This window comes from Microbulbifer harenosus (genome assembly GCF_005771435.1).
In the GTDB taxonomy this organism is placed as follows: domain Bacteria; phylum Pseudomonadota; class Gammaproteobacteria; order Pseudomonadales; family Cellvibrionaceae; genus Microbulbifer; species Microbulbifer harenosus.
Genome location: NZ_VANI01000009.1, coordinates 100,230 through 113,235 on the forward strand (window position 1 = coordinate 100,230; position 13,006 = coordinate 113,235).

The 13,006-nt window shown below is 58.4% G+C and carries 10 protein-coding genes; 7 read left to right on the forward strand and 3 right to left on the reverse strand.

Annotated elements, in window-relative coordinates; all coding sequences use genetic code 11:
* Positions 1–84 precede the first annotated feature (84 nt).
* Positions 85–2,073 carry a VacB/RNase II family 3'-5' exoribonuclease gene (locus FDY93_RS08485; protein ID WP_138235311.1) on the reverse strand — a complete coding sequence of 663 codons (1,989 nt, stop codon included), beginning with the start codon at positions 2,071–2,073 and terminating at the stop codon, positions 85–87.
* Positions 2,074–2,422: 349 nt separating this feature from the next.
* On the opposite strand from FDY93_RS08485, the gene FDY93_RS08490 reads away from it, so the two are divergent.
* The 3 genes from FDY93_RS08490 (at position 2,423) to FDY93_RS08500 (ending at position 8,108) form a co-directional block, all read left to right on the forward strand.
* Positions 2,423–3,511, forward strand: a complete 1,089-nt coding sequence (locus FDY93_RS08490) for a Glu/Leu/Phe/Val dehydrogenase dimerization domain-containing protein (protein ID WP_138235312.1) — start codon at positions 2,423–2,425, stop codon at positions 3,509–3,511.
* Positions 3,512–3,763: 252 nt separating this feature from the next.
* Complete coding sequence (locus FDY93_RS08495) at positions 3,764–6,610, forward strand: M16 family metallopeptidase (RefSeq protein WP_138235313.1); 2,847 nt, start codon at positions 3,764–3,766, stop codon at positions 6,608–6,610.
* A gap of 175 nt (positions 6,611–6,785) precedes the next feature.
* Positions 6,786–8,108, forward strand: a complete 1,323-nt coding sequence (locus FDY93_RS08500; protein ID WP_138235314.1) for a metal-dependent hydrolase family protein — start codon at positions 6,786–6,788, stop codon at positions 8,106–8,108.
* A 143-nt stretch (positions 8,109–8,251) separates the two neighbouring features.
* On the opposite strand, the gene FDY93_RS08505 is transcribed toward FDY93_RS08500, so the two are convergent.
* Both FDY93_RS08505 and FDY93_RS08510 read right to left on the reverse strand, forming a co-directional pair.
* Positions 8,252–8,974, reverse strand: coding sequence for an SIMPL domain-containing protein (locus FDY93_RS08505; protein ID WP_138235315.1), 723 nt, complete (start codon positions 8,972–8,974; stop codon positions 8,252–8,254).
* A gap of 67 nt (positions 8,975–9,041) precedes the next feature.
* Positions 9,042–10,139 (reverse strand): hypothetical protein, encoded by a 1,098-nt coding sequence (locus FDY93_RS08510; protein WP_246068515.1) that lies wholly within the window; start codon positions 10,137–10,139, stop codon positions 9,042–9,044.
* Positions 10,140–10,306: 167 nt separating this feature from the next.
* On the opposite strand from FDY93_RS08510, the gene FDY93_RS08515 reads away from it, so the two are divergent.
* The 4 genes from FDY93_RS08515 (at position 10,307) to FDY93_RS08530 (ending at position 12,967) form a co-directional block, all read left to right on the forward strand.
* On the forward strand, positions 10,307–10,747 hold the full coding sequence (locus FDY93_RS08515; protein ID WP_138235317.1) for a VOC family protein: 441 nt from the start codon (positions 10,307–10,309) through the stop codon (positions 10,745–10,747).
* A 38-nt stretch (positions 10,748–10,785) separates the two neighbouring features.
* Positions 10,786–11,889, forward strand: coding sequence for a hypothetical protein (locus FDY93_RS08520; protein ID WP_246068516.1), 1,104 nt, complete (start codon positions 10,786–10,788; stop codon positions 11,887–11,889).
* Positions 11,890–11,984: 95 nt separating this feature from the next.
* Complete coding sequence (locus tag FDY93_RS08525) at positions 11,985–12,659, forward strand: GntR family transcriptional regulator (RefSeq protein ID WP_138235319.1); 675 nt, start codon at positions 11,985–11,987, stop codon at positions 12,657–12,659.
* Entirely contained in the window at positions 12,659–12,967 is a 309-nt protein-coding gene (locus tag FDY93_RS08530) for a DUF6122 family protein (protein WP_138235320.1), read from the forward strand. Before FDY93_RS08525 ends, FDY93_RS08530 begins: the two co-directional genes overlap by 1 nt.
* The last annotated feature ends 39 nt before the right edge of the window (positions 12,968–13,006 follow it).

A 13,006-nucleotide genomic window follows, 5' to 3' on the forward strand; every position in this document is an offset into this window, starting at 1 on the left:
AGACCGCAATCCGGGTGGGCCGAAAAAGGCCGCGGCGCTTGTGGCGCCGCGGCTGGAATTGAGTATTGGAGACGGTACCGGGGATCAGCTGGCTGTGTCTTTGCTCTGCGCCGGGAGGGAATCCGCCTGTTCCTCCGGGGTATTTACCACCAGCTCCAGGGCAACCCGGCGCTTGTCGGTATCCACCGCGCTCACTTTGACTGGTACTTCCTGGTCCAGCTGGAAGCGTTCTTCGCCGCGGGAAATCCGCAGGCGCTTGCCATCAAACTCGAACGGATTCTTTTTGCCATTGAAACGAACAAATCCGTTGATGCCATTCTCTTCCAGGCGTACACCGATACCGGCCCCGTTTACCAGGGTGATCTTACCGGTAAATTCTTCGCCCACCTTGCTTTCCAGGTACTGGCAGTAGAGCCATTGTTGCAGTGCGCGATCCGCCTGTCGGCCAGTGGCCACAGTCTGTTGAAGAGCTTCGCCCTGTTCGTCGTTGAGTGACGGAAGCTCGCCGCCGGCCTGGGCGGCACGCAGAGCGCGGTGGTTGTGCAGGTCGTTGAACTTGCGGATAGGGGAGGTGACGGTAGCGTAATGCGCGAGGCCGAGCCCCAGGTGCGGCGCTGCCTTGTTGGACAGCTCACCGGGACGCAGCATGCGCTTCAGCACGGCGAGCACATTTTTCATTTCCGCGTCTTCGCTGCTTTCGAGCTCCTTAACCAGTTGCAGGTACACCTCCAGTTGGTGCAGATCCTGCTCCGCATATGCCGGCAGCACGTCTTTTAACAGCGCACGTATTTCGGCCATCCGTTCGTCGCGGAAGCCCAAGTGAATGGAGAAACAGCCGGTACCGATTTCCGCAAGCTTCTCACCGGCGCAGATGTTGGCCGCAAGCATGGCTTCTTCCACCATCCGTTGCGCGGCGGTGCGCTCCTGCTTTTCGATGCGCTCAATCTTGCGCTGCTCGTTCAATACCAGCTCGTAGTCGGGACGGTCTTCCATCATCAGGGAGTGGCCAGCGCGGTAGCTGGCGCGGGCCTTGCTCAGGCTGTCGAGCAGGCGCAGGCTCTGGTATTGGTCGGCGGGTACCGCGTTGTCGTCGCCCTCAATGAAGCGCGCCACCTGGTTGTAGCTCAGTTTGTGCCGGGAGCGGATGGCGGCAAATTCATACTCAAAGCCATTCAGAGCACCATCCGCACCGACCGCGATATGCAGTACCAGTGCCGGACGCAGCTCGCCCGCCAGCAGTGAGAAGCTGTTTTCGCACAGGCTCGCTGGCAGCATCGGCAGGGTTTCACCGGTCAGGTAAACGCTGTTGGCGCGCTGGCGCGCTTCCTTGTCGAGAGGCGAGCCGGGCTCAATCAGGCTCGAAGGGTCAGCCACAGCGATGTGTAGGTTCCAGCCGTTCTCGGCGGCAGTGACCGCGAGGGCGTCGTCCATATCCCGCGTGGTTTCGGCGTCGATGGTAACAAAGCCCAGTTCCGAAAGGTCCTGGCGCTCTGCGCACAGCGTTTCCAGTATTGCCGGAATGGACGCGGCCTGTGCGAGGGCGGCTTCACTGAACTGGTTCGGCAGGCGGTGCTGGGCGACGATGAATGCATGCTCGATACCGGCCATATCCGGCTTGCCGATCACACTCTCCACCTTTGCCTGGGACTTGCCGTCCTTGAAAGGGTGGCGGGCGATAGAGCAGGCGATGAACTCACCCGGCTGTGCCTTGCCGCGGGCCTTGGGTGGCAGAAAGATCCAGCGTGACAGGCCTTGTTCGCTGGGCTGGATGAAATGGCCCTGCCCGCGCTGGATGTACTGGCCCACCAAATACGAGAGGTTCGATTCGATCAGTTGGTCCAGTTCGGCCGTGAGTTTTCCCTGCTCCTCTTCTGTCAGGCTTACGCGCACCCGGTCGCCGGGGAAAACCCGGTCCATCTCTGCCGGCGGCAGGAATGCCTCGCGGCCATCGTCAAGAACAATGAACCCAAATTTGCCGCTGCTGCCTCGCACTCGCCCCTCGGCAAATTCCTTGGAGGAGCGGATTTCGGTTTTCAGCTGTGTCAGCTGCTTGAGGGCGTCGGCGTTCAGCATGGAGACTTCTCTGGTGGTTTCTCGGGGGTTCTCTGCGCAGAGCAAGGTTTTGTTGGGCGCGGATTCTACCAGACGGACGATTACAGGCCAGCTGAGTAGGCGACACAATGCCTGCAGGCCAGGTGACTGCGGGACGCCTGCTATTTCGCAAGGTTGGTTTATCCTAAAAAATGTCGATGTGGGGGATGAGGTTGATACCTAATGGTCTAAATGCGCAAAGATCGCAATGCCCATACGGTGCCTGAGGCTATATTCTTAGGGACCCAGAATAATGCGCGGTTGCGGACAGAGCCGACAAAATCGGTCGAGTCTGGCGCCGTTGTAAAACCGGCCTCCGGAGAGGAATGAAATGAGCATATTTTCCCACCCCGCATACGATAATCACGAAGAAGTGGCGTTTTACCACGATGCCAAAAGCGGGTTGAAAGCGATTATCGCGGTCCACAACACCAATCTGGGCCCGGCCCTCGGCGGCTGCCGCATGTGGCCCTATGCCGATGATTCCGAAGCATTGAATGACGTGCTGCGCCTTTCGCGCGGTATGACCTACAAGTCCGCTATGGCCGGACTGAAGCTGGGCGGCGGCAAGTCCGTGATTATCGGTGATCCGCGCAAGCAGAAGACGCCGGAACTGCTGCGCGCCATGGGCGATTTCCTCAATACGCTTGGCGGCCGTTATATAACGGCGGAAGATTCCGGCACCAGCGTGGCGGATATGCAGATCATTGCTGAGCGCAGCAAGTTCGTCTCCGGAGTTATTGCCGGTCAGGAACACGGCGGCGATCCCTCACCGTCCACCGCTTATGGCGTTTTTGTGGGCCTCAAGGCCGCGGCTGCGCATCGTTGGGGGCGCACGGATCTGGCCGGCCTCAAGGTCGCCATTCAGGGCGTGGGCAATGTAGGTTTCCGCCTGGCCAAACTACTGAAAGAAGCTGGCGCTGAGATCTACGTCACCGATATTTTCCAGGACAACATTGACCGTGCGGTGGATGAGCTGGGTGCGACCGCTGTGGGCGCCGACGAAATCTTCGATCTGGACGTAGACCTGTTCGCTCCCTGTGCAATGGGTGCCATTCTCAACGACAACACCATCAGCCGTTTGAGGGTAGGTGCCATCGCTGGCGCCGCCAACAACCAGCTGGCAGAAGAGCGCCACGCGCAGGTGCTGAAAGAGAAGGGCATTCTGTATGCGCCGGACTATGTGATCAACGCCGGTGGCATCATTGACGTCTACTACCAGCAGCTTGGTCAGGAGCAGGGCGAATACAACGCCGAGCAGGTAAAAGCCCATATCGAGACCATTGGCGCGACCATGCGAGAAGTTTTCCAGCGCGCCGACGAATCCGGTGAAACCACCGCGCATGTGGCCGATCGTATCGCCGAGGAGCGTTTTGGCCATAAAGACGCGCTCAACAAAGCCGATTCCGCAGCCGCGTAGTGTGGCGTTAGCGCGCATTCTGACTGCTATTTACACCCGTCTCCCTGACGACGTCATCGTCCCTCTGTGAAGTAACTTCGGGCGCTACGGCGCCCGCTTTTTCGCCTACACTTTTATCCGCTTGCACTATTCACCGGTATTCGCGCCCGGGGAACCTCCTCGGTAATTGTTCAGTCAGAGAAGATATTTCCGTCTCTGCGCGACGTCGATCACATTTTCCAGGACTTACCGAGGCATTCAGGATAAATGACAATGAACATGCGACACGCATCATGGCCCGCTCACCTGCTTACGATAGTACTTCTGACCGCTGTGGTCGGTTGCGACCGGCACCAGGACACAGCGGGTGCGAAGGAAAGCGTGCACAAGGCGCTGAGCGTCGACAAGGAGGCGGCGGCGAGCAGCAAGGCTGCGGCCAGTGGCAATGCGGCGTTTGTGGCGCCGCCGAAAATCGAACTGCCATTCCACAAGGAAACGCTCGACAACGGGCTCACCGTTATCGTGCACGAGGACCACAAGGCGCCGGTAGTGGCGATCAATATCTGGTACAAGGTAGGTTCCAAGGACGAGACCCGCGGCAAAACCGGGTTTGCCCATCTGTTTGAGCACCTGATGTTCAACGGTTCGGAAAATTTCCCTGGCGAATACTTCGAGCCTTTCCAGCGCTCCGGTGCCACCGATATGAACGGCACCACCAATAACGACCGTACCAATTATTTTGAAACCGTCCCCAAGGGCGCGCTGGATATGGCGCTGTGGATGGAGTCCGACCGCATGGGGCATTTCAAGGGCGCCATCAGTCAGGAAAAACTCGATGAGCAGCGGGGTGTGGTCAAGAACGAAAAGCGCCAGGGGGAAAACACCCCCTATGGGCAGGCGTTCGATCTGATTGCCGCCAATACCTTTCCGTCTGATCACCCTTATTCATGGACTACCATCGGCTCCATGGACGATCTGGATAATGCCAGCCTCGAAGACGTCAAACAGTGGTTCTCGGATTACTACCAGCCTGCCAATGCGATCCTGGTTATCACTGGCGATATCACGGTCGAGGAGGCGATGAAAAAAGCCCGCCAGTACTTTGGCAGTATCCCCAGCACCTCCGTGCCACCGGAGTTGAAAAACTGGGAGCTGCCAAGTCAAGTCAACAAGCGCCTTGAAATTACTGACCAGGTGCCGCAGACCCGCATTTACAAAGTGTGGAATGTTCCGGCGGTTGGCAGCGATGAAGAAAACGCGCTGGATCTGCTGACTTCGCTGTTGGCGAATCGCAAGAACTCTCTGCTGTATCGCCGTCTTGTGCGCGAGGAAAAAGTGGCCACCAGCGTCAGCGCGTTCTATTACGGCCGCCAGCTGGCGGGCCAGCTTATTGTCATGGTTGATGTGAAGCCCGGGCAGTCGGTGGAGAAGGTGGAGAAGCTTCTCGACAAGGAACTGCGAGAATTCGCCCGCAGCGGTGTTAATGACGATGAGCTGCGACGAATCAAACAAAGTGAGTTCGCAGGCCTGGTCAAGGGGCTGGAAAAGATCGGCGGCTTCGGTGGCAAGTCGGATATTCTCGCCAGTTCGGAGTTTTATTATGGAGACCCGGGTGCATTTGTGAATGGACTCGATGATTACGCAGGTGTATCCGCGCTCGATGTGCAAAATGTGGCGCAACAGTGGCTTAAACCCCAGCACTTCACATTGATCATCAACCCCAAAGAAAAATATGCTGCGGTCGAGACCGATGTGGATCGCAGTAAGCTGCCGGCGGTGGACAAGACGGTTGAGCTCGAACTGCCGGAACAGCAGACCTTCACTCTGGATAACGGACTGAACGTGGTGCTGGCCGAGCGCCACGACACACCCGTTGTACTCATGAGCCTCCAGTTCCGCAGTGGCGCGGCCACAGACGGCGATAGACCGGGACTTGCCTCTGTGGCTGCCCGTATGCTGAGCGAAGGCGCCGGCAACTACGACAGTCTCGCGTTCAGCGCCCGCCAGGAAGAGCTGGGCGCGAGTATCGGCGCCGGCAGTGGTCTCGACTACAACACGCTGAGTCTCAGCGCGTTGAAATCCCAGCTGCAGCCGTCGCTGGAACTGTTCCGCGATGTCATTTCCAGCCCGCTGTTCCCTGAAGAAGATCTGGCTCGGGTTAAATCCAACTGGTTGGATGCCATTCGTCAGGAAGAGGCCCAGCCCCAGGGGCTGGCGATGCGCAAATTGCCGCCGCTACTGTTCGGCCAGGAGCATCCCTACGGTGTGCCGTTGACCGGTTCCGGAACACCGGAGGCGATAAAATCCATCGCCCGCGAAGATTTAGTGAATTTCCATAACACCTGGCTGCGCCCGGACAATGCCCAGCTTACCGTGGTGGGCGATGTCACCAAAGACGAGCTCAAGAAGCTTCTGAACGAAACACTCGGTAGTTGGCGCGCACCCAGGGAGCCGCTGCCGGAGTTGGCTATTCCCCAAGTCGCCAGGCCGGACAAGCCGCGCATTTACCTGCTTGACCGCCCGGGCGCCCAGCAGAGTTACATCATGGCTGGACTGGTAATGCCCGAGTGGAATCCTGAAGACGCCGAAGCTTTCGATGCAATGGCCTCTGCCATTGCTGGAAAATTCACCTCGCGTATCAATATGAACCTGCGGGAGGACAAGCACTGGTCCTATGGCGCGCGCGCCGTGTCACTGGATACCGAGGGGCAGCGTCCGTATATCGTGTTTGCGCCTGTTCAGACCGACAAGACCGCACAGGCCATACAGGAGTTGCTGAAGGAATTCAGGGCATACCTGAGTACGCGTCCTATTGAAGAAAAGGAACTTAAGGATTACCAGGACGACGAAGTGCTCAAGCAGAGTGCCCAGTTCCAGACCAAAGGGCAGCTGCTGTCCACTATTGCCTGGCAGGTAGAAAAAGGATTGCCGCCGGAGTATATCGCTGACTATCCGCAGCGCGTCAGCGCCCTGACCGTCGAACAGGTGGCGGCAGCGGCGAAGGAATACCTTGCGCCGGATCAGTTTACCTGGATGGTGGTGGGTGACCTGAGCAAGATCCAGAAGGATGTTGAGGCACTGGGTATCGGGCAAGTGGAAGTGATTCCATCCAGCGAATAGCGGTATTTGCGTTTACACATCAGGTCCCATGGAAGCCCGGCGGCAAGTACGCCGGGCTTTTTTTATAACGCGAAAGTGCGCTACATTGACCCGCCGTGGTAGTGGCTAAACGGCAAGTCACGAGTAACACACCAAAAATCACTATAAAAATGGGTCGAAGTGACCCGGGGGCGCAATGTTTACTCCTTTCGCAAAACCGCACTCCGCAACCCGCGGTTTCAGCAATCTGCTGGCAATCACTCTATTGGCCTGGTCTTCCCTGTCCTGTGCGGAAAACATTGCCGTGCAGGCCGGCTGGTTGTTCGATAGCGAACGCGGCCGACTGCAACACCAACGCACGGTACATATTGTGGACGGCAGAGTGGAATCCGTGGAACGCGGATTTACCCGGCGCAGTGGCGAGCGCGTTATCGACCTTCGCGCATTTACCGTGTTGCCCGGATTGATGGATATGCACACCCACCTCGCGTTTGAGTATGGTCCGCGGACCTACACTGAGACTTTCACCTGGAACCCCGCGGATTATACGTTGCGCGCAGTCAATACCGCCGAACGCACGTTGATGGCAGGTTTTACCACCGTGCGGGACCTGGGAGACAGGGCCAACGTCACCATCAGTTTGCGCAACGCCATCAATCGCGGCGAGATTGTTGGCCCGCGGGTGTACACCGCCGGGAAGTCCATCGCTACCACCGGGGGTCACGCCGATCCCACCAACGGCTACCGCCAGGATCTGATGGGCAGCCCAGGCCCGGCTGAGGGTGTGATCAATGGGACGGCCAGCGCTCGTGAAGCGGTGCGGCAGCGCTACAAGGATGGTGCGGACCTGATCAAGATCACGGCCACCGGTGGCGTGCTGAGTGTGGCCAAGAGTGGCCAGAATCCACAGTTCATGCAGGATGAACTGGAGGCTATTGTTGCAACGGCGAAAGACTACGGTTTTACCGTGGCGGTTCACGCCCATGGCAAGGAGGGGATGGAGCGGGCGATCCGCGCAGGTGTGGATTCTGTGGAGCACGGCACTTACATGGACGCGGAAACCATGGCGCTGATGCTGGAGCACGGCACCTGGTATGTGCCGACGCTGATGGCGGGCGATTGGGTTACCCAGAAGGCGACGGTGGAGGGATTCTTCCCGGATATGGTGCGCACCAAGGCGGCAACCATTGGTCCGCTGATCCAGGATACCTTCCAGCGCGCGCACAAAAAGGGAGTGAAAATCGCCTTCGGTACCGATACCGGTGTCAGTCGCCACGGGGACAATGCGAAGGAATTTTCCCTAATGGTGCGTGGTGGCATGAGCCCCGCTGATGCCATTCGCGCAGCCACCCTGAACGCGGCACAGTTGCTGAAAATGGAAGACGAACTCGGAAGCATCGCCCCGGGTAAGTGGGCGGATATGATCGGGGTGGTTGGCAATCCGCTGGAAGATATTACCGCGTTGGAGCGGGTGCGGTTTGTGATGAAGGGTGGGGAAGTGTTTAAACAGCCGGAGTAAATTTAATCTGCAGTAAGCAGAGCCCAAAATAGAGTATTAAAAATGCTTGATCACACAGTTGGACGTCTCGCGAAGGTACCGCTGCACCGGCAGCGGTACCGCCACAGAACCTGCTTAGTGTGAGCAGGTGCCGTGGCACTATCTTATTTCGTCAGCTCAAACACCAGTTCCAGATTCACCGAAACCGAAGTCTCACCCACCGCAACCGGTGTGCCGGCGCTGTCTTTGGCGGAAGCCATTTCCGCGCGCATCATCGGACGCGGCATGCCACCGTGGCTGCCCTCAGAAATGCTCACGATTCTGCGTACCTTGGTGCCGAGTGCATCCGCATAGGATTCTGCGCGCGCCTGGGCCTGTTTCAGGGCTTTCTCGCGGGCTTCCGCCAGCAGGGGCTCCGGCTCACCGATGGAGAAGCTGGGGCCGTGAATCTGGTTGGCACCTTCCGCCGCGAGAAGGTCGATTACCTTGCTCAGCTCATCCAGTTTGCGCACCGTAATATTTACATTGTTGTGCGCTTGATAACCCAGCAACTGACGCTCGCGATTGGGCTGATAGTCGTAGCGGGGCATGAGGTTGATGCCGCTGGTTTGTATGTCCTTGTCGTCGATACCGGCCTTTTTGATGGCTTTCATCAGTTTGTCCATCTGCGCGGCGTTAGCCTGCATCGCCGCGTCGCTTTCGCTCGCTTCGGTAATTACGCCTGCAGAAATATTCGCGATGTCCGGTGCACGGCTGGCTTCCGCCTGGGATGAGATGGAAATCAGCGTGCCGGAAGGGCGCTTGTCGGCATCGCTGCCACAACCGGTGGCGAGTATAGCGAGACCTGCAAGCAGGCCAGCGGAAAACAGTTTCATAGTCTTTTGCATGGCGAATCCTTAATATTGCCAGTAACACTTGTTGACGACGCGTATTGTTGCGCCGGAAAGATGAATATCAGGTGAATAGACGTTCGAAAGTTTCTTCTTCAGGGTGGTAGAGCGCAAATCCAAGTCGCAGTAATTGCTGGCGGCGATCGCAGAGTACATTTTTCTGCCGCAGTTCCGCCTGCAGTGTTTCCGCGTTTTCCGCACTGCCGCAGCGGAAGGTGAAAAAATGCCCGTGGCCGTTTTCCAGGTCGTGGGCGATGAGGTTGCCGCGATTCAATAGTGGATGATCGGCGGCGTCCATGGCGGCGAGAAAGCGCCGCTGATTGCCCAGTACGTATTTGTGGATGCTCGCCACGGTGATGCCTTCGCGCTCGTACAGGTCCAGCACCGCCAGCGCCTTGTACAGCGGCGAGTAGTCCATGGTGGCGCCGGCGAAGCGCAGCCAGTTGTTGCCAAAGCCCACACCCTCCGCGCGGTTTTCCAGTTCCGCCATTTCCGCAAACCAGCCGGTGTTGAGCGGGCGCAGCTGGCAGTCGCGGGGGATGGTCATAAAACACATACCTTCGCCCGCGCCGAAGTATTTATAGGAGCCTGCGGTGTAGAACACCTTGTCGGCAATGGCGGAGAGATCCGTAGGGCGGGCAAAGAACGCGTGGTAGCCGTCGATCACCATCTGGGTGGCGTCCGGTTTGCGTGCGGCTAGTTCCAGCAAATTGGGGAAAGCGACCCCGGAATCGAAAAACACCTGGCTGGCGTAGGCCAATTGGTAGTTGCCACTCTGCAGCTCCTGCTCGAAGCGCTGGGGCAGGGTGGCGAATGGCCGGGTGGCAATGCGCACCACATCCACATTGGGGAGCTCTTCCAGGCGCAACAGCTGGCGGGAGAAGCTGTAAAATTCTCCATCGGTGGTGAGAATGCGCAGGGGCTTATTCAGATCGAGCGCGCTGATCAACCGGTACACCAGCTCGTGGGTGTTGGGTGCCAGTGCAATCTGCTGCGGCGCCGGAAGGTTCAGGGCCGCGGCGATACCGCGCTGGAAGGCGGGGATCTTTTCACCGAAAATCTTCTCCCACTTGCTATCGGCCATCTGCGCCGCGTCCTGCCAGTAGGCGTTGATGGCCTCCAGGGTGACGTCGGGCCAATAGTGGTGAGAGTGGCACGCCATATGCAGAACCGGCAGGTCGCATGTGGCCGGGGCCGCCTTTTGGGCAGCCTGTAAAAAATGACGATAGTATTTTTGGTACATTTCGCGCTGGTAACTTTTTGTCGGGTGGCTAAAGTAGCCATCTTGTTGATGTACGGGGATTGTAATCCCACAAAGGAGACGTTGCAGTGGAATATTTACACACAATGGTGCGAGTCACCGATCTCGAAGAATCTCTGGAGTTTTATTGTGACAAGCTCGGTCTGTACGAGGTCAGCCGCACGGACCACGAAAAAGGGCGCTTTTCACTGATCTATCTTGCCGCCCCGGGGGATGCCGATTCCGCCAATGATGAAAAACGCCCCTGCCTGGAACTGACCTACAACTGGGATCCGGAGACCTACACAGGCGGCCGCAACTTCGGTCACCTGGCCTATGGCGTAGACAATATCTACGAAACCTGTCAGCGGCTGATGGATATGGGGGTGACCATCAATCGCCCGCCGCGGGACGGTTATATGGCGTTTGTGCGCTCGCCGGACAATATTTCCATCGAGTTGTTGCAGAAAGGGGACCCCCTGGAGCCGCAGGAACCCTGGGCTTCCATGGAAAACACCGGAAGCTGGTAAGCAGATTTCACAAGTAAGCAATGACTGAAGTGGCGATAGTGAAGAAGCAGAGAAGCTGTGTGATCCTGGCGGGTGCCAATGCGGCGCGCCGGGTAAGAGATGAGGGGTTGCGCCCGGATGGTATTTCCACCCTGGTAGGCGCGTCCGGGGGGCCCAAGTGGCTGTGTATCAGCCAGCTCGACCGGGTGTTGATCGGTGAGTTTTTTCGTGAACGAACTGCGCCGATCGCGACCCTCGGCTCCTCCATCGGCAGTTTCCGCAACATGTGTTACGCCACCTCCAGCCCCATGGCGGCGCTGGAAACACTGGAATACGGCTACGTAAACCAGACCTACGACAGCGCTCGGCCGACGCCGGCGGAGATCACTGCCGCCGGCGAGCGGATACTGCGGGATGTCCTCGGCAGCCGCGGGGCTGAAGAGGTGGCGGGCAACCCGGTGTGGCGCAGCCATTTCGTCACCGTGCGCGGTCGCGGACCGCTGGCCAGTGAAAAGAAAGCGTTGCTGGCGCCGGCGTTGCTGGCGTCCGCCCTGGCCAATGCCGTCAGTCGTCGCAGCCTGCGCGCCTTCTGGGATCGGGTGGTGTTCCACTCCGGCGCCAGCCCCAGTGTGGATTTTCGCAACCTCTATACCGTAAATACCGCGCTCAATGCGGAAAACGTATGTGCGGCGGTGCTGGCATCCGGCTCCATTCCTCTGGTTATGGCCGGAGTGCCGACCCCCGCTGGAGCACCGGTTGGCAACTATCGGGACGGGGGTATCACCGACTATCACTTTGACCTCGGCTTCGAGCACCCGGACGGGCTGGTGCTGTACCCGCACTTTTTCCCCTATCTGGTGCCCGGCTGGTTCGACAAGAGTTTTCGCTGGCGCTGGGTGCGCGGCGGCGCCATGCAGAATGTGATCCTGGTGGCGCCGTCGCCGGGCTGGGTCGCGAAGTTGCCATACGGCAAGATCCCGGACAGGGACGACTTCGTGAAGCTCTCTACCGAGGAGCGTCTGCGCTACTGGAACGCAGTAACCGAGGCGGGCAAACAGGTTGCAGAGGATTTTTACGAATTGTGGCAAACTGGCGCCATTGCCGATGAACTGATCGAAGTCGGTGGTGATCAGGCGCTGCATAAGTTGGCGCTATCTGCCTGAGTGCCTCCCAAAGTCTAATGCGCGTACGCCTGGCGGCGCGCTCACTACGATTTTGAGCGGCGCCACTAACTCAATTGTGAAAGACGGGCCCGCCAGTGATAGACGCCGAATTTACCCAGCCGCAGGAAGAGTTCCGCACCACCCAGGAGCGTGTTTACTACCAGGTGCGCGATGCCATCCTGCGGGGCCAGTTCCTGCCGGGCAGGGCGATTACCATTCGCGGTCTGGCGGAGCAGCTGAACTGCAGCCCGATGCCGGTGCGCGAGGCGCTGCGTCGCCTGACGTCTGAGCGCGCGCTGGAACTGTCGGACACCCGCCGGGTAACCGTGCCCACCCTGACCCGGGAAAAACTGGATGAAATCTGTGCAGCCCGCGTTGCGCTGGAGTGCCAGGCAGCGGCGCAGGCACTGCCATTCGTAGGGGAAAGCGAGATCGCGACGTTGCGCGCGCTGGATGACCGGATCACCGCAGCGCTGGCCAAACACGACATTCAGGAATACGTCACTGGCAATCTGGAATTTCACTTCACCCTGTACCGGCTCGGTCGCCCCTACATCATCCTCTCACTGATCGAAAGCCTATGGTTGCAGACGGCACCGCTGCAGCATCTGGTGTTCCAGCGTTTCGGTGTGCAGGAATTGCCGGATCGCCATCAGGATCTGATCCGGGCTATCGCTCAGAAAGATGAGCTGCGTGTACGCACCGCCATTCGCCAGGACATTGAAGAAGGCCTGGGTTCCATTTCCGCCGAAGAGTTGTTGCCGACCTGATGTTCAGTTATCTCCATATCGTTTTACATCTGCTTGTACCACTGGCCATTGCCTGGTTTTTCTTTCGCGATGAATGGAAAAAAGCCGCACTGTTTATGTTGGCCGCAAACCTGGTGGACCTGGATCATCTGCTGGCCTCCCCGATGTATGACCCCAATCGCTGCAGTATCAATTTCCATCCATTACACACCATGTTTCCGATCTCTTTTTACGGGGCCATGATATTCCTGCCGTGGAAGCCTGTGCGCTGGCTGGGTATCGGCCTGATTACCCATATGTTGCTGGATGCCATCGACTGCGGCCTCTGATTCCTGCGCATTTTTTTGCGTAAGTGTTCTGTTTTCGCC